9 protein-coding genes are annotated in these 19,174 nt (G+C 47.5%); 5 read left to right on the top strand and 4 right to left on the bottom strand.

What is annotated here, in order from left to right:
• The first annotated feature begins 228 nt into the window (after positions 1 to 228).
• A complete protein-coding gene (locus QMA35_RS13995) occupies positions 229 to 1,824 on the top strand; it encodes a YifB family Mg chelatase-like AAA ATPase (protein ID WP_348650947.1) in 1,596 nt (531 codons plus the stop codon).
• A 17-nt stretch (positions 1,825 to 1,841) separates the two neighbouring features.
• On the opposite strand, the gene ppk1 is transcribed toward QMA35_RS13995, so the two are convergent.
• Genes ppk1 through hemB form a run of 3 tightly spaced genes read right to left on the bottom strand, consistent with a single transcriptional unit; the run spans position 1,842 to position 5,629 of the window.
• On the bottom strand, positions 1,842 to 3,995 hold the full coding sequence (gene ppk1, locus QMA35_RS13990) for a polyphosphate kinase 1 (protein ID WP_281647774.1): 2,154 nt from the start codon (positions 3,993 to 3,995) through the stop codon (positions 1,842 to 1,844).
• Between the two features lie 31 nt (positions 3,996 to 4,026).
• The gene (locus QMA35_RS13985) at positions 4,027 to 4,614 is read right to left on the bottom strand and encodes a LysE family transporter (protein ID WP_281647773.1); all 588 of its coding nucleotides are present in this window, start codon (positions 4,612 to 4,614) and stop codon (positions 4,027 to 4,029) included.
• 4 nt (positions 4,615 to 4,618) lie between these two features.
• On the bottom strand, positions 4,619 to 5,629 hold the full coding sequence (gene hemB / locus QMA35_RS13980) for a porphobilinogen synthase (RefSeq protein WP_281647772.1): 1,011 nt from the start codon (positions 5,627 to 5,629) through the stop codon (positions 4,619 to 4,621).
• A 178-nt stretch (positions 5,630 to 5,807) separates the two neighbouring features.
• On the opposite strand from hemB, the gene QMA35_RS13975 reads away from it, so the two are divergent.
• The 4 genes from QMA35_RS13975 to QMA35_RS13960 all read left to right on the top strand — a co-directional run bounded on the left by QMA35_RS13975 (position 5,808) and on the right by QMA35_RS13960 (position 16,716).
• Positions 5,808 to 8,528, top strand: coding sequence for a hypothetical protein (locus QMA35_RS13975; RefSeq protein WP_281647771.1), 2,721 nt, complete (start codon positions 5,808 to 5,810; stop codon positions 8,526 to 8,528).
• A gap of 80 nt (positions 8,529 to 8,608) precedes the next feature.
• Entirely contained in the window at positions 8,609 to 10,729 is a 2,121-nt protein-coding gene (locus tag QMA35_RS13970; RefSeq protein WP_281647770.1) for an FAD-dependent oxidoreductase, read from the top strand.
• A 157-nt stretch (positions 10,730 to 10,886) separates the two neighbouring features.
• Positions 10,887 to 14,114: a hypothetical protein gene (locus QMA35_RS13965; RefSeq protein WP_281647769.1), complete on the top strand. Its 3,228-nt coding sequence runs from the start codon at positions 10,887 to 10,889 to the stop codon at positions 14,112 to 14,114.
• Positions 14,115 to 14,652: 538 nt separating this feature from the next.
• On the top strand, positions 14,653 to 16,716 hold the full coding sequence (locus QMA35_RS13960; protein WP_281647768.1) for an NADPH-dependent 2,4-dienoyl-CoA reductase: 2,064 nt from the start codon (positions 14,653 to 14,655) through the stop codon (positions 16,714 to 16,716).
• An 82-nt stretch (positions 16,717 to 16,798) separates the two neighbouring features.
• On the opposite strand, the gene metE is transcribed toward QMA35_RS13960, so the two are convergent.
• Positions 16,799 to 19,078, bottom strand: coding sequence for a 5-methyltetrahydropteroyltriglutamate--homocysteine S-methyltransferase (gene metE / locus QMA35_RS13955; protein ID WP_281647767.1), 2,280 nt, complete (start codon positions 19,076 to 19,078; stop codon positions 16,799 to 16,801).
• Positions 19,079 to 19,174: the final 96 nt, after the last annotated feature.

Here is a 19,174-nt window from a genome sequence, read left to right as displayed (position 1 = left end):
GTAAATATTAAATAGGAGGGTAAATATTAAATAGGAGGGTAAATATTAAAATTGTAGAACGATCAGCTTCTCCCGCCCAGAAGAGCCCCACGGCAAGGTGGTTGACGAGTTTGTTGCTCAAGAGCACTATCAGTGCATTGAACCCCTCACCTTCTCATCGGAAAACAAAAGAACCTGTCGTGAATGCCGTATTGTGCTGACATAGGTCATCCAGACCAGAATCAGGACATGATATCCAGGGCAGTAAACCCTGCAGGGCAAATAATTTGTGGCGATGTACTAGACTTGCACGCCTTAATATCACCCGTTGAGATACTCGATTCTATGTCTCTGGCAGTTGTGCATACCCGCGCCCGTATGGGCATCAGCGCTCCCGAAGTTCAGGTGGAGGTTCACCTGTCTAACGGGTTACCGGCTCTCAATATAGTAGGTCTGCCGGAAACAGCCGTCAGAGAAAGCAAAGACAGAGTGCGCAGTGCGCTTATTAATGCAGGCTTTGAATTTCCGGCACGGCGAATAACAGTCAACTTGGCTCCGGCAGATCTACCCAAAGAAGGCGGCCGTTATGACCTGCCCATTGCCTTGGGAATTCTTCAGGCTTCAGGCCAACTTCCCGAAAATGCTCTTGAGGGTTATGAATGTTTAGGGGAGTTATCTCTAGGAGGTGAGCTTCGACCAGTCACTGGCATTCTCCCAGCTGTGATGGCAGCTTATGAAACAAAGCGTAATGTATTGGCTCCGACAAGTTCCTTGCCCGAAGCCTCACATTGCTCCAATGCAGTGGTATTTGGAGCGGACAACCTTCTTGCCGCTACAGCGCATTTGAATGGAACACGCCCTCTTCCCAAGTCAGAGGGCAATTTAGAACTCCTGTGTGTTAAGCCTGCAATTCGGGATAACCTTTCCTCGGTTCAGGGGCACTTCCAGGCTCGACGAGCTCTTGAAATTACAGCGGCCGGCGGTCATGGATTACTGTTCAGTGGCCCTCCCGGAACAGGGAAAACCATGCTTGCCCGCTGCCTGCCCGGGATCATCCCGCCGCTCTCTGATTCAGAGTCCTTGGAAGTTGCAAGTATTCACTCACTTTGCGGACAGAGCATTCCACAATGGCAGCAGCCACCTTGGCGAGCACCGCACCATACAGCGTCGAGCACGGCTTTAACTGGTGGGGGTTCTCACCCTCGGCCAGGAGAAATCAGTCTTGCTCACAGAGGCGTACTATTTCTTGATGAGTTACCGGAATTCGACAGACGCTCCCTGGAAATTCTTCGCCAACCGTTGGAGTCCGGAGAGATTCTGATTTCCCGTGCCCGACACCAGATAACCTTTCCGGCGAAGTTCCAACTACTCGCTGCCATGAATCCTTGCCCTTGCGGTTTTCAAGGAGATAAAGAGAAAGCCTGTCACTGCACACCCGAGCAGGTGCAAAAGTATCGCCGTAAACTGTCCGGGCCTTTGCTGGACAGAATCGATCTGCGAGTTGAAGTGGGTCGTCTGCCTCCTGCAGCATTACTCCAGCAGCCCAGCTCTGAACCAGAGTCTTCTGAAATTGTTCGGGAGCGAGTCTGTGAAACTCGAGATTTCATGATTGCACGGCAGGGGTGCCTGAATGCCCACCTAAGTTCTGATGATGTAATGGAAAAGGCGGCGCTGGGAGAAACAGAAAGAAAGCTGTTGGAAACTCTGGCAACCAGAATGCAGTTATCAGGTCGCAGTTTGCATCGCCTGTTAAGAGTTGCCAGAACAATTGCAGATATAGAACAATCAGAACGTGTAACAACCAAACATTTAACAGAAGCAGTCAGCTACCGGCAGGTTAACTGACCACTTGTTAAACAGAATTACTTCGAGAGGTTTTCCAGCAAAGTCTGCTGGGCATTACGCTCTTTTTGATTGCGAACCGGTAATTTGCGTTCGTAAACACCTTCATTGGTAAGCAGATAACTTCTGGTGTTATCACTCAAGTAGGTTTCCAGCTCTTTCCGGATTCTGATGACCAGCTTTGGATTCTCAACCGGGAAGCATGTTTCCACACGGCGGTCGAGATTTCGGATCATTAAATCTGCACTGGCACAGTACACCTTTTCTTCACCACCGTTGTAGAAATAGAAGACACGAGTGTGTTCAAGGAAACGGCCGAGTATGGAACGTACGGTAATATTTTCTGAGAGTCTTTCAATACCTGGCTGCAAACAGCAGATACCACGCACAATCAAATCAATCTTCACGCCTGCCTGAGAAGCTTTATAAAGAGCTTTTATAGTGACTGGCTCGGTAACAGAATTCACCTTAATAATAATGTGAGCTTTCTCACCATTGCGGGCTTTTTCTGCTTCCTGCCCAATCAAATCCACCAGCCCTTTCTTAAGGGTAAATGGAGCGTGGAACAGCTTCTTCACCCGCAACGCTTTACCCATTCCGGTCAACTGCTGGAACACTTTGTGAACATCGCTGGTAATGGCAGGGTCACAGGTCAACAGGCTGTAATCGGTGTAAAGACGAGCATTACCCTGATGATAGTTACCGGTACCAAGGTGAACATAACGAACAACTTTTCGTCCTTCACGACGCACAATCAACATCATTTTGGAATGGGTTTTATAGCTCACCACCCCATACACGACGATGGCCCCAGCTTCCTGCAAACGGCGTGCAAGCTTGAGATTTTCTTCTTCATCAAAGCGGGCGCGGATCTCCACTACTACAGTCACTTCTTTACCATGACGTGCGGCTTCAACCAGTGCATCCACCATTTGTGAGCGGGAACCCGTGCGATAAAGAGTTTGCTTAATGGCCAGCACCTGCGGATCTTTTGCTGACTGCCGCAACAAATCTACAACTGGGGTAAATGATTGAAACGGATGCAACAGAAGCACATCTTCCTTGCTAACTGCATCCATCAGTTTGTCGCCCTTAGTTGGCAAACCTTTGGGATAACCAGGTGTGAATGGCTGGAATTGTAGCTCCGGATGGTTATCGCTGTTACAAACATCCATCATCCGGGTCAGGTTTACCGGGCCATTAATTTCGTAACGCTCATCTTCCGTCAAACCAAACTGGTTCAGGAGGAAGTCAGACAGATATCTTGGGCAGTTATCCACAACCTCAAGGCGTACAGCATCACCATAACGGCGGGAGAGAAGCTCTCCCTGCAAGGCGGTTGCCAAATCTTCTACATCGTCATCTTCAAGACTGAGGTCACTGTTTCTGGTTAAGCGGAACTGGTAACAGCCCATTACTCTCATGCCTGGGAAAAGATCCTCTGCATGCTGGTGAATAATCGACGACAAAAATACATTATATTCACCATCATCTTCGCAAACGTGGCGGGGCAGCCTGACAATTCGCGGCAATGAGCGAGGAGCAGGAATAATCGCCATACCGGTTTCCCGGCCAAAGGCATCTTTACCATCCAGCTCAACAATAAAGTTCAGTATCTTGTTTGCCAGGCGTGGGAACGGGTGCGCGGGATCAAGCCCAATCGGGCTGATAATTGGCATGATTTCCTGAAAGAAAAATGTTCTGATCCAGCTTTTCTGGGCATCGGACAGCTCATTCCGACGCAGGAAATACATTCCCTTTTCCCGCATGGAAGGCAACAGAACTTCATTAAGAATGTTGTACTGCCTTTCTACCTGAATATGAGTCAGGCGACTGATTTCCTTTAACACCTCAGCCGGGCGCATGCCATCCAGGCCAACCTGTTCACGGGCGAACTCAATCTGCTGTTTGAGGCCGGACACCCGGATCTCAAAGAGTTCATCCATATTACTGGAGAAAATCAGCAGGAAGCGTAAGCGTTCGAGCAGTGGGTGCTCTTCGTTCAATGCCTGTTCGAGAACCCGGATATTGAACTGAAGATGGCTCAACTCTCGGTTCAGGTAATAATCAGGGTTGGTATAGTCTGTGAGCAGAGGCTTCACATCTTCCGGTTTTACCGCAGCTCCACTAACCACATCTCCGGTGGCTTTCCCGGTAGCTCCAACGTCGTGCATCACTCCTCCCTCACACCCACTCATGGGTTATCTAGCCGAGAACCAGCATCCAGACACTGACCATTAACAGCATTATACCCGGCAAAGTCGACCAGCCGGGACTTTCTGCCAGTTGTTTGAGAACAATCTGGCCAAAAAGTGCCCACAGGTAATGGGACATAAAGTGCAGAATAACAAATACGGTAGCCATCGCCGCCACAACCTGCACATTACTGACATCAAACCCGGCCATTGTGGCCACAATAATCAGCATCAGTTTGGGGTTTAAAGACTGAAACACCAAACCCTGCCAGAAACCGGGCTGAACGGCTGGGATCTGAGATCCGCTATTTTCAGAACCCTTTGATGGCTTTAGCATACCTATAGCTATCCATAACAGATAGCCACACCCAGCGTATTTCAATGCTTTGGCAAAAGCTGGAAACTGTTCCAGTAATTCAGCGGCTCCCAACAAACCGGCTAAAACCATTAGACCGGTAACAACATTAGCTCCAAGGATAAACCAGCTGACCTGAGCCAGCTGATAGCGACCAGCCAACGTACACATAGTAAGGTTGGCTGGCCCCGGGCTGAATATCAGGGGCAGGAGCAGAAGCGTATAGGCGGCCAGCTGCTCCATAGTATCAGTTACCCTGTTTCAGTAATTTTGCGGCTTGAGGGGCAAAATAAGTGAGAATGGCATCGGCACCGGCCCGGCGACAGGCAATCAGGCTTTCCATCATCACGGCCTCGCCATCCAGCCAGCCATTTTCGGCTGCAGCCATATGCATGGCGTATTCACCACTTACCTGATAAACAAAGGTTGGTGCGCCAAAGGTATCTTTTACCCTGCGAACGATATCCAGATAAGGCATACCCGGCTTGACCATCACCATATCCGCTCCTTCCTGCAAATCCATAGCCACTTCGTGAATGGCTTCATCAGAATTCGCTGGATCCATCTGATAGGTGTATTTGTTGCCTTTGCCGAGGTTGCCAGCAGAACCCACCGCATCGCGGAATGGCCCGTAATAGCTGGAAGCGTACTTGGCAGAATAAGCGAGAATACGGGTATGGATATGACCACTTTCTTCCAGAGCCGTGCGGATTTCGCCAATACGACCGTCCATCATATCGGAAGGTGCAATCATATCAGCACCGGCTTCTGCATGGCTGACGGCCTGCTTAATCAGAGCAGACACCGTTTCATCATTCATTACATAGCCGGAATCATCCAGCAGACCGTCTTGACCATGAATAGTGTAAGGATCAAGAGCCACATCGGTAATAACACCCAGCTCCGGAAAGCGGGATTTCAGGGCTTTAATAGTTCTGGGAACCAGGCCATTGGGGTTCCAGGCTTCTTTGGCTTCCAGACATTTCTTTTCTGCCGAAACAACCGGAAATATGGCCAGAGCAGGAATACCAAGCTTCACCCATTCTTCTGCATCTTTAAGCAGCTCATCAAGGCTCAGGCGTTCAACACCAGGCATGGACGCTACTGATTCCCGAGTCATCTGCCCTTCCAGCACAAAAACCGGGTAAATCAGGTTATCTACCGAGAGACGATTCTCACGCATCAGGCGGCGGGAAAAATCATCTTTGCGCATACGACGTGGACGGCTGGCCGGGTAGGAACGTTGAACAGGATTCAATGAAGTTACTCCTTTCTATTATCTGCCACCGGCCTGAATCCAACCGGCACAGAGAGAAGGATATTATGGCTTGTTTCCGGGCGTATCTGAACTGACATCCATCGGTTTTAACAAAATTACAACTCTTCGCATTCCAGTGGCTGCTACTTTTACGCTTCGTTTTTGAATGGACTCCCGAATGCCCGTCAAGCGCGTCGTGATTCTGTTGTGTTTATGCCTGCTTTTCAGGCAGGGATTGCTGCAGGCTTACGACAACCCCCATGAGGAGGTTGTGACCACGCCTCCCCGTGATTATTACCATCGTTACAACAAAAATTCCTTTCTTGAACGTTTTTACATTGAAGGTGCCCATGATTCCTGGCTCTCATGGAATGCAAACAATGGAGTGCAATTCGAAAACCGCCACCTGCAACATCATTTATCCCTGAGCCTGGCCGCTGCGATAGGTACAGCCCTTATCAGTAATGCTCCTCAGCTTTGTAGTGTTGTAACCAATAGCTGGCAGGTACAGCTGGCAGCCTCTTTGCCTGCATTGATTCTGCCGGTTTACTACTTCAAACAGCACTGGAAAGCCTTTAGGGAAAAACAAACCTCAAAAGTCTACCAAATAGTTATTGCCGATAATCACTCACTCGCTGAACGCTTAATGATTACTCTGCATGTTTCCCCCAATGAACAGAAGCTGGTTTTTCAACACCCGCCAGTCAGACTATTTGGATTTCCATTAAAAAAAACGAAAAACAACAATCTCCTTTACACTCTGGCTTACCAAATGTTTTTAATGAACAGTGATGAAGTATCGCTGACTTGGCGTGGCACTCACACCTCTGTAGAAATCAAGATTGGTAAGCCAGAAGATAAGGGTATGAATGTTTATATCCCTGTCTGGGGAGCTACTCTCTCTAAAATCATAAAAACTCAAAAAGTCCCATCTGTCATGGCCTTTCTTCAGCCGCGGGGTTTGGAGTTTATTACATCACTGTTTAAGTGTTTTCTGGATTTTCGTTTTAGCCCGGGAAAGTGTGAATGCGGCGAGCTCTCTTTTGAGGCAAGTTACTCTCATGGCTCTCACTACTATTTCAAACCTGATAGCCACTTTAAGACTCTGCCACCACTCAATGGAAAAAAAATTAACGAACGTTTTTTTGTCCCCTTTCTTCCCTGCAATAAAGAGACAGAATGTGAAATGGCAATGACCTGGTCTATGGCGCCAGACCTTGGTCATACACTGCTCAGCGAGAAGACACCGATGTTTATCTACTCCATGCCCAAGAAAATAAACACGATTCCTATAAGGCCGCCCTCTTCTAATAGCACCGTTGTCACTAAAATCGCTGCCTGGCAAACAGATCTTATGTTTATGCCTCTCTATCTGGCCCTTTATTTCTCTGCAAGCGTGACGTTTGAACGGATTTTTCGATCAATGGGATGGATCAATTCTTCTCTGGCTTCAGGAGGCAGCTCTGCCTTCGTCGCCTGGCTTATCGATGCACAGTACTCACTGTTTGGGGATACCTTTCACAACCTTACCCAATATTACGAGGATCATTACAGTAGTAATGCTCCTCCATCAAAATTTTTTGGCTTCACGGTCACACAGCTTCATCTGCTGCGGGAAACACAAACCATAAAAGCCATTGGAGCCAACTCTATCACCGAAACCCTCCACGAAGAGAAAACAACCTCGGAACCCACCCTTAGCCATATGGGGAATAACTGTTTCTTTAATGCCACTCTCAGCTATCTGAGCCACACCCTGACAAATCAAGAGCTAGCAGAGCTTGAAGACGGTGTTTTTACTTCTGCAAACAGTAGCTCTGAAGAAAGTGATGAACTTGCCGAACTTCGTGAGTCATTCATTACCCTCATGCGAACCCTTCGCCAGAATTCATTAAAAGCTGTTAGTCAGAAAGTACTAAAAGCCGACCAGCAACGCTTTTTCCAAGCCGCACAGGATTATGGGCAGACAGAGGACGGTGTACATTTAGGGCTGATTCTTGGCTCTTCGTCAATGTGGGCTCTCCAGCAGCATGATGCCCATGAATTTCTTGTGGGACTCTTTGATGCACTGGGAATGAGCCACAATAAAGCGGCGTCCCTGATCCACGGAACGAAAATGGAGTTCTCAGTAGAAGGGAATACTTATCATAAATATCACTTTGGTGGAGATGTAAAACACAGCGTGAAAGAAGGTGGGCTCGCCACCATTGAACTGGCCATACCAACACCTGAGCATATTGATAGACACAAGATTCGCAGTTTTAACGACATTCTCCACAAGGAGTATTTACACCGGGAGTGGTGTCCGGAAACGGAAGGTGTAAGGATTTCTTCTACGGAAGCGAAGGAAATGAACATGCCGAAGGGCGTTTATGAGACAATTGAGGCCACGCTCCTGGAAAGGGAAATTTTCGAAATCCCTCCCGCTGAATTTGAAAACGGTAAATCCACCAGCAGGCCCCTCTCTTATTTTAAAACAATTATGCTAACGCCCGACAATCCAGAAGATCTACAACATATAACGACACAGGTTCGCCTCTATTCCAACAGTTCAGCCCAAACAGATAAGCTGCGAAAGGTCAGTCGGCATCTTCTTGCCGGTGGCGACAAGCTCATAATCCCGGTTTACACACAGGATATGTCTTCGACTTCAAGAAAAGATATTCATATGCAGCTCGATAGTGTTGTGATGCACTTCGGTGAAACCATAGACAGTGGTCATTATCTGTCAGCTGACCTGAGAGAAGGTCGCTGGTATATCTCGGATGATATGAGTAGTTATGTCACAAGGCTTGATCCAGCTCCCGGCCAGGAAGACAGACCTCCCGTGGATATCTTGAACAGTTATATGGAACAGCATGGTTATGATCTCTATATCCTGCATTTTCATCGCTTGTAGACTTCACTAAAAGTTATACTTTTGAATCCACTGACTGACGCCTTCCGTATCAGCCAATACAAGAACATGGATACAGGCTCATGCGCTACACAAAACTCCTGCTGCTCATTGCCATTATTGCTGCCATTGGTGCTTTTTATGGCTTAGGCCTTGGGCAGTATCTGACCTTTGACTTTTTCAATGAACTGAAAGCGGAAAATCCTCTGCTCACGGCCGGGATATTCTTTAGTATCTACGTACTGGTCACAGCGCTTTCGCTGCCTATCGCTGCCGTGATGACACTGTTTGGCGGTGCACTGTTTGGTCTGGCTGAAGGCCTGCTGATCATCTCTTTCGCCAGCACCATCGGTGCAACTCTCGCAATGCTTGTATCCCGAACCCTGCTGCAGGACTGGGTACAAAGCAAGTTTGGCAGTTATCTGAAAAGCGTGAATACCGGCGTTGAAAAAGATGGCGCATTTTATCTGTTCAGCCTGCGCCTGATTCCTGTTGTGCCCTTTATGGTTATCAATCTTGTGATGGGATTGACCAAAATCCGTGCCTGGACGTTCTACTGGGTAAGCCAGATTGGCATGCTGGCAGGGACGGCTGTTTACGTGAATGCTGGTGCCCAGCTTGGGCAGGTAAAAGAGTTCTCGGTTAAAGGTATTGCAACCCCCGGCCTGGTTTTTTCTTTTGTCTTGCTGGCAACTTTCCCATGGGTTGCCCGTGCGATTATGAACACCCTGCAAGCTCGCAAAGTTTATAAAGGTTTCACGAAACCAGAATCGTTTGATACTAACCTTGCTGTAATTGGCGCAGGTTCCGGCGGTCTTGTCAGTGCTTATATAGCCGCAGCAGTAAAAGCTAAGGTTACTCTGATCGAGAAACATCAGATGGGTGGTGACTGCCTTAATACAGGCTGCGTACCCAGTAAAGCCTTGATTCGATCCTCCCGCATTAATCACTATGTTCACAGAGCTGATGAATTCGGAATCAAAAATGCTCAGGCTGACGTTGATTTCCGTGCCGTCATGGAACGTGTGCAATCTGTGATCAAGCAGGTAGAACCCCATGACTCTGTAGAGCGCTATTCTGGTTTAGGCGTTGATTGTGTTCAAGGCACTGCAACACTGGTATCCCCTTGGGAAGTAAAAACCGGCGACAAAACCATTCGGGCAAAAAACATTATTATTGCCAGTGGTGGCCGACCGTTTGTTCCACCTGTTCCCGGCCTGGATCAAGTCACCTATTACACTTCTGATACCATCTGGGAGATTCGTGAAAAGCCTCAACATATGCTGGTTTTGGGCGGTGGCCCTATTGGTTCAGAGCTGGCACAGGCTTTTAACCGTCTTGGCATTCAAGTGATTCAGGTAGATCGTTCCAACCGCATCCTTCCACGAGAAGATGCCGATGTTGCTGAAGTTGTAATGGAACAGTTCCGCAAGGATGGCATTGATCTGCGGGTTGGCTATGAAGCGGTTGCCTTCCACAAAGAAGGCGACAAACAGTGGCTGGAAGCCAGACATGAAGGTGAACTCAAAACTATCGAGTTCGATGTTGCCCTGCTGGCGTTGGGACGCAAAGCCAATACTGCTTCACTCGGCATGGAAAACCTGGGGCTGGAAACCAATCCAAACGGCACTGTAACGGTTAACGAATACCTGCAAACCAAATATCCCAATATTTACGCCTGTGGTGACGTTGCTGGCCCTTACCAGTTCACCCATGCCGCCGCTCATCAGGCATGGTATGCAGCAGTGAACGCTTTGTTTGGCCGCTTTAAGAAGTTTAAAGTCGATTATTCTGTTATGCCCTGGGCAACCTTTATCGATCCGGAAGTTGCCAGAGTTGGCCTGAACGAAATGGAGGCCAAAGAACAAGGAATCGAATACGAGGTCACCCGCTTTGGTATAGATGACCTTGATCGTGCTTTAGCCGACGGTGAAGCCAAAGGCTTTATCAAAGTATTAACAGTTCCCGGTAAAGACAAGATTCTTGGCTGTACCATTGTCGGCTATCACGCAGGTGAACTGATTACCGAGTACATCACAGCCATGAAGCACGGACTGGGTCTCAATAAGATTCTTGGCACCATCCATATTTACCCAACTCTTTCAGAAACCAATAAATATGCAGCCGGTGAATGGAAGAAGGCTCATGTACCGGAAAAAGCCATGAAGTTTCTTGAGAAGTTTCATGCCTGGAACCGTCACTAACCGCCAATATTCGCCTCCCCTGATTCAGGGGAGGCTGGATGAGACAAACAGGTAAAGTCAGCCTTTCTCATCACTCCTGTCACATGTACTAACCCCCTCCGAACTAACTGCACCTACTGATATCTAACTCTCTCCAGAGACTGTTGGATAGTCAACAATGGCATCAGCAAGCAGAAACTACGACTCCGCTTTACGGCCGTCAACCATGGTTCAGCAGACTCCCCCTCCGCCCACCAAACGCAAACGACCTGCACGTATAACACGAGTACAAAAAGCGCCGGTCTCTGATATACATCTGATTAGCTCCAAAAGTGGGCCTGACAAACACACCTACCTGTCCCTTCGGGCTGACTCGGTTGAAGTTGTGCAACCCAATACTTATGTCGCTCGTTTAATGCGCAATGCCGAGCTACCTGATCATGACCTGGTCGTGGATGAGTCCAACATTGCGGGAAGGGGTGTTTTCACACCTGAAGGAACAACCTTTCTTGAAAAGGAGACTCTGTCGTCATACTCACGAGGAGCAAAATTTGCCTTTAGGCTCAAGCATCAGGACTGGGCCGGTGATCACAGAATGTCATGCTTTCTGGCTTTCGTTATTGATGACAATAATGAAGTCCAGCCAGTCTCTCAGTATGAATATATTTTATGGACTCATGTGCGGGTCAAATGGAAATCGAGAACTGATATACAGTTAGGTATTCTTCCGGCAGACCGTTCTATCCGGATGATCAATCATCAAAAATCTGAAGCTAATGCTGAAATTGTTACCCTCGTAAATCCAGATGTCTACTGCTACATGGAACAAGAAGGTAGTGAAGAAACAAGCTTAGTGCCCGTGGTAGATGCACAGAAACTCATGAAAACATCTGACCCAAACACTCCCCTTCCTGTACAGGTTATTTTCCAGGCCAGACAGGAGATTGGGCCAGATTCACGGGAACTTTTCTTCGATTACTTTGAAGGTGATGAAAATCAGGAAGAGTTCGACCCAAGCTATGAGTTGGTGTGGATTTTTTGGAATGAAAGCATGAAAAAAAAAGTCAAGAAGCTCACAGATCTGAAAATTTCCGATGTGTATGCTCCTGTGTATTGCGAAGCTGCTCCAACATTGCCCCCTGAAGAAGAGGCGGTATCCCTCCACAACACGTTACAGGTTTCTTATGAGAAAGCCTGTGAAGGTGGGAAGGAAAACCTTGAAGCGTTCATTCTATCATTTGCTAAACACTGGCGATATCATCACCCTGGCACGCCATTGCTCCTGGCGGAAGAATTCGAGAAACAAGACACCTGGAGTACAAAAGAATTCTGCTTTATCAGGGATTTTTACAGGGCACTTCTGACCATGCTGGATGGCACGGTTCCCGCCTTGGGTCAAGCAGACAAAAAGTGGTCTATCCCAACTCTCGGGAGTTATCTGCTTGAGAGCAATCTGTTTGATCTGGCAACCTCCAACAGGCTTATACACCCGGATTGGCTATGGCACTTGTCACGCTCTCAACCGGAAAAGTATGCGATCTATCTGAAACGCTCTATTCGCCAACAGTTAGCTGATGGAAAACATACAAACCCTCTGGCAAAACTACTGAGATCGACTGGCCTGCGCACCTGTGACACTCAGGAAGAATTGACACATGAAAACCTTAGTGGGTTTATAAACCGAAACAACCTTGAAAGCAGTGAAGATATCAATGACCTTGTGCACCAGATGGGAACAAATCGCATAGCCAGTGACAAAATAAGAAGGCTCATTAGCAACGGAAGTACTGAGGCTGCCAAAGCTCTGGTGAAAGAATTTATAACAGTTAGACATTACTCCCTACAGAAAATAATAAACGGTGGCCCACTAAAAACACTATCAATAACAGGAAAACCAGAAGAGAAATACACAACAATTCCGCAGTTAGTTCAATTTATTAATACACATATGCCGGAAGAGGCCACCAGTTTAATCAATGATCCTCTTTTGATAAGCACCCCTAACGTTGAAGATGTTCAGGATGACTCTGCCTCCCATGATCGCCTTTTAGAAATATGGAGAGCCGTCACCGAAGCAACAGGTGATGCGGGTGAAAAAACCAGAAACGAATGCCTTCACGAAAAAATCGGGGATGATAACCCGGAAAGCCGGATGTGGCTTGAATGTCATATCCGCCACTGCTTTATCAGGGTTAAGGAAAGAGACACAGCCAGATTCAGCAGTTCTGTCATTAGTTCTCTGGAGTGTATGTGTCCTCTATCAACTATCAACTCACACCTGAGAGAAGATATTCCTGAGCTTGAAGATGCAGTGAACCAGAACAAGGAAAACTGGGACAAACCCTTGCTGTTAGCTGTCTGTGCCGGGCTGGGTATCAATAACCTTATCCTGCAAAATGGGCAGATGCTGGCGACACATATTGCAGCCGAGATGGAGCTTACTGCCGATATCAAAATGAGAGATACCCACGCAGCTCTTCTGCACCCTCAAAAAGCCATTTGTGTATCAGAAGCGTTACCCAATGGCGGCTCACGCAGTGTCCTTGGTATAGGAGAGCTTGTTGAGCAGGATATAACTTATAAATATGACGACTACTCACAAAAAATAAGATCCAAACTCGCCAGCCTCTGGTACACATACCCTCTGGATAAAATGATCACACATCAAGTCATGTCCTGTACCAGCAAAGCTGCAGGATTCCTCAACGACAAAAAGATTTATCCGCCTTACGGCGGCGATAAATGGACTGCAAGAGAGATAGCGGAATACTTACTCCGACACGGATTAACTACATACCGAATAAACCGCACAAAGCCAGAAGATAAACGACATTTCTCAGTATATATTGCCGAAAACCTGCCTTTCTGCTGGCAACCCCCATCTACGGAAAACTGTGCAAAAGACGGGCTTGATCTCGCTATACCCAAAGGACTGGAAGAAAGTGTCAGAAATCTAAGGCAAGACGTTAATGATGAAATCCAGAAAAGTCCGAAGTTCTACACGAATAGGACACTCATATCTCTCGCCCGAGCAGGCTTTGTCAGTGCATCTAATGAAATGATCAAAAGGTTCCTTCCAAAAAGACACTCTGACAATTTGACCACTATTCGCAATCTTCAAAAATATAAGATTCATGTCTACTCCCAGAACCAGTGGTACTGGCCAACTTACCGCAACACCCTGTCAGTAATGAAGGAACATAAGTTTGTATCTGAGAGAACAATAACCATGTTTGAAAAAATGTTAACCAGAAAAAACTTGCTCAACGGGAATGATCAAGAAGCGACTTCCAGTGCCTCTGTTCAACCTGACAGGACAAGCGATACCGAAGACAACAATAATGACGCCCCTGAGACTCAAGAGCCTCCTCTCAAGAAACAGCGCTTATCACCACAACCAGAATAAAACGAAAGTTATCTCCACTCCTTTCAGGTGTGCTGACATCCGCACTGGCAGCAAGTAATAGCCATACACTGGATCAGCGGCGAATCTACCTGTTCAAGGGGTAGCATTTTCCTCTAGTATTCTCCGCCATTTTTCTACTCCCCATGGCAACCATTTTAATGACCTGTGTTCACTGTGATACCACGGATGGTGCAGTCAAGAACGGCAGCGCCTTCTGGACTACAACGCTGCAGACACAGCTTCCTGCTCAGAGGAAATCATTACTGAACTTATGGATACATGGTTCACCATAGATCCATAGATAGATCCATAGATAGATCCATAGATAGATCCATAGATAGATCCATAGATAGATCCATAGATAGATCCATAGATAGATCCATAGATAGATCCATAGATAGATCCATAGATAGATCCATAGGGCATGTCATTTTTAGACAGCAATCTGCCTTTTTTGATCATTTACCTCTGTTCTGTGCCCCCCTATATTCTCTGGCAGTCGTGACCGTATGCCGAAATAACAAAAGAGATAAGCCAGATGAGCAGCAACACACCCTATCCAAAAATCATGGAACCTCTGGATCTTGGTTTTACTACCCTGAAAAACCGGGTCATGATGGGCTCTATGCACGTTGGTCTGGAAGATCGCCCCTGGCACTTTAGCGAAATGGCTGAGTACTTTGCTGAACGTGCCCGAGGCGGAGCCGGTCTTGTTGTTACCGGTGGGTTTTCTCCTAACCGTGAGGGTGATCTTCTCCCCTTTGGCTCCAAGCTGATTAGCAACTGGCAAGTACCTTTCCACAAAAAAGTCACCAAAGCTGTACACGATGCCGATGGTAAAATTCTGCTGCAGATTCTTCATGCTGGTCGTTACGGTTATACCCCCTTTAACGTTGCGCCGACTGCAATTAAATCCCCTATATCAATGTTCAAACCAAGGGAGATCAGCAGCCGCGGAATTTACAAGACTATCGACGACTATGTGCGCTGCGCCAAACTGGCCAGGAAAGCAGGTTATGATGGTGTAGAAATAATGGGTTCCGAAGGTTATTTCATCTGCCAAATGATTAACAAGCGAACCAACCACCGTGATGACGAGTGGGGTGGTTCGTATGAGAACCGTATCCGCTTCGCACTGGAAGTTGTTAGCCAGGTTCGCAAGGCTGTTGGTGAAGACTTCATCATTATGTTCCGCCTGTCCATGCTGGACCTTGTTGAAGGTGGTTCAACAATCGAAGAAGTTATTCAGCTGGCTCAGGAACTTGAAAAGTGCGGTGTCACTATTTTCAACAGCGGTATTGGCTGGCACGAAGCCCGTATACCAACCATTGTTACGTCTGTACCCCGTGCAGCTTTCTCCGATGTTACAGCCAGAGTCAAAGCCTCTGTTAACGTTCCGGTTGTAGCCTCAAATCGAATCAATATGCCGGATGTAGCGGAAGAGATTGTCTCATCTGGCGCAGCAGATATGATTTCCATGGCACGCCCATTCCTTGCCGACTCTGAGTGGGTTAACAAAGCTGCAGAAGGCCGGGCTGACGAAATCAACACCTGTATCGCCTGTAACCAGGCCTGCCTGGATCACACTTTCCAAGGCAAACGTGCCAGCTGCCTGGTTAACCCTCGTGCAGGTCATGAAACCAAACTGTTGTACACACCTGTTCTGAATGCTCGCAAAGTTGCCGTTGTTGGTGCCGGCCCTGCTGGTCTTGCCTGCGCAACGGTTGCTGCACAGCGTGGCCATAAGGTCACACTGTTTGAAGGCCGTAGCGAGATTGGTGGCCAGTTTAACTACGCCAGTATGATTCCCGGTAAAGAAGAGTTCAGGGAAACCATTCGCTACTACCTGAAGCAGGTTGAGGTTCATAACATCGATCTGAAACTGAACACCCGGGTATCCTCTGAAGAACTGAAGACTACTGGTTTTGATGACATTGTCATTGCCAGTGGTGTTGAACCACGAATCCCGAATATGCCTGGCGTTGATCATCCGAAGGTTGTCACCTATCAGGAAGTGTTGAGCACAGATGTTGAGCTTGGTAAGAAAGTGGCCGTTATGGGTGCCGGTGGTATTGGCTTTGATATGTGTGAATATCTCACCCACGAAGGCAAATCCATCACTCTTGATAAAGAAGCCTGGATGAAAGAGTGGGGAGTGGACAGCAGCAACGAAGTGCGTGGCGGTCTTGTGAAAGCCGCTATCGAACCTTCTCCACGTAAGGTTTACATGCTGCAGCGTAAGTCATCATCTTTCGGTAAAGGTTTGAACAAAACCTCAGGCTGGGTACACCGCGCTGTTGTAAAGATGAAAGGCGTAGAAACCATTGGTGGTGTGTCTTACGACAAAGTTGATGATGAAGGTCTTCACATCACTATTACCACGGGTAAGCAAGGTCAGGAAGTGAAGGAGCAGCGGGTTCTGGATGTTGACCATGTTGTGCTGTGCGCAGGTCAAGTTAGCGTGAATCAGCTTCATAAAGAGCTTGAGCAGGAGCAGAACCGCGACTTTAACCTGCATCTTGTTGGCGGCGCAGAGCTGGCCGGAGAGCTGGATGCCAAGCGTGCTATTAAATTAGCCAGTGAGCTGGCAGCCGCCCTTTAATATCTGTCTTACTGAGAGAGCATGATAAGAAGATAATTGGGTTGATCTATCAGGCCGCATATTGCATACGGCCTGATAGATATTACGCGCGAAGTTCTTTAGCGACTGCAACCATGTTAGCTAAAGCTTCTTCCACCTCTGGCCATCCGCGGGTTTTCAGTCCGCAATCCGGGTTTATCCACAAACGCTCGGCAGGAATCTTTTCTGCAGCCTTCAACATCAGCTGTTTCATCCATTCTTTTTCCGGAACATTTGGTGAATGGATATCGTAAACCCCCGGCCCTATTTCATTGGGATAATGGAACTTCTCGAAGGCATCCAGTAATTCCATATCAGAACGGGATGTTTCAATAGTAATCACATCGGCATCCATAGACGCGATATATTCAATGATGTCGTTAAACTCGCTGTAACACATGTGTGTATGAATCTGGGTTTTATCTTCCACACCACTGGCAGAAATCCGGAAGCTCTGCGTTGCCCAGTTCAGATAGGCTGGCCAGTCTCTTTTCTTTAAAGGCAAACCTTCCCGTATAGCGGGTTCATCAATCTGAATAATGCCAATACCGGCTTTTTCCAGATCAACAACTTCATCTCGCAACGCCAGCGCCAATTGCAGGCAGGACTCTTTTCGGTCCACATCTTCTCGCGGAAATGACCAGCACAAAATCGTCACAGGCCCAGTCAGCATGCCTTTCATTGGCTGTTTTGTTTGCTTCTGGGCAAACGCACTCCACTCAACCGTCATCGGCTCAGGGCGAGAAATATCACCAACAATCACCGGCGGTTTTACGCAACGGCTGCCGTAACTCTGTACCCAGCCATTCGTGGTGAATACAAAACCTTTTAACTGCTCGCCGAAGTATTCGACCATGTCATTACGCTCGGCTTCACCATGAACCAGAACATCAAGGCCAAGCTGTTCCTGACGGGCTACAGCATCTTTGATTTCCGCTTCCATAGAAACTCGGTAATCTACTTCAGAAAGCTCACCTTTCTTGAACAATCTGCGTGCCCGGCGAATGTCTGTGGTTTGTGGAAATGAGCCAATTGTTGTAGTTGGATACAAAGGCAGATTCAAAACCTGCTTTTGAATCTGTGCACGTGCCTCATAGGACAAATGACGTTTATCCATATCAGAACCAATGGCCTGCACCCGCTGCTGAACAGCCGGATCATGGATTCTCGCTGATATTCTTCGCTGCTCAACAACCTGATCTGAGGTTGTCTTCAGAGCTTGGGCTTTGTCGTTATCAGCGCCATTAATAATGGCGCTGATAACAGAAACTTCATCACATTTTTGCTTTGCAAAAGCCAACCAGCCTTTGAGCTCGTCATCCAGTTTGTCTTCATTGTCCACATCAACAGGAACATGCAGCAAAGAGCAGCTGGGAGCAATCCACAGTCTTTCACCCAGTTTCTCTGAAGCAAACTTCAGGTTTTCAAGAATCTTGCTGATATCTGCCCGCCAGATATTTCTGCCATTCACTGCACCAACAGACAGTACAGTATGTGGTGAAATGCGATCGACCAGAGTGATGACGTCTTCAGGAGCTCTCACTGCATCAATATGAATACCAGCTACAGGCAGGCTGGTAACAAGTGCAGCATGGCCATTCAGTCCGCCAAAATATGTTGCCAGCAGTATCTTTACTTTGGTGCTCTGCAAACGGTTATACACAGACTCTAAAGCCTGCTGCCATTCGGTAGGCAAATCCAGAACGATAACAGGTTCATCAATCTGCACCCACTCAATGCCCAATTCTGCAAGCTCAGAGAGCACTTCTCCATAAACATTAACAATGTCGTCCAGAAGTGTGAGCCGGTCGAAACTCTCCCCTTTTACCTTACCAAGCCACAACCAGGTGAGAGGGCCAACAAGAACGGGCTTCACTTTATGGCCTAGCGCCAGGGCTTCTTTGGTTTCCTCAATAATTGAACGACAGGCAAAGCTAAACGTCTGACCTTCGTGCAGCTCAGGCACTATGTAGTGATAGTTGGTATCGAACCATTTGGTCATTTCACTGGCGGCTGCGGGTTGGCCGCTGGGTGCCCGACCACGAGCTATACGAAATAGCGTATCGATATCACTGGGGTCAGCTCCATCTTGAGCAAAACGTTTGGGGACAGCGCCCAACATTAAGGAGTGGTTAAGAACCTGATCGTACCAGGCGAAATCACCCACTGGGATCAAATCTAACCCCGCTTTTTGCTGAATATCCCAATGCAAAGCTCTGAGTCGCTTACCTTCTGCAAGCAACTCATTCTGGGAAAGCTCACCTTTCCAGTAAGCTTCCTGAGCTTTCTTTAACTCCCGGTTTGCGCCTATTCTCGGAAAACCCAAGTTATGTGATACCGCCATTTCCCCTCCTCCGTGAAAATGTCTGAGTCTTTTTTTCTGTGGTTAAGGGAAGTGTCAGATATTAATAAATTTGAATCAAACTCATTATTTTCACCT

The organism is Parendozoicomonas sp. Alg238-R29 (assembly GCF_947331445.1).
Lineage (GTDB): Bacteria > Pseudomonadota > Gammaproteobacteria > Pseudomonadales > Endozoicomonadaceae > Sansalvadorimonas.
The sequence above is the reverse complement of the archived record's forward strand: the minus strand, read 5'-3'. Positions and strand labels throughout refer to the sequence as shown.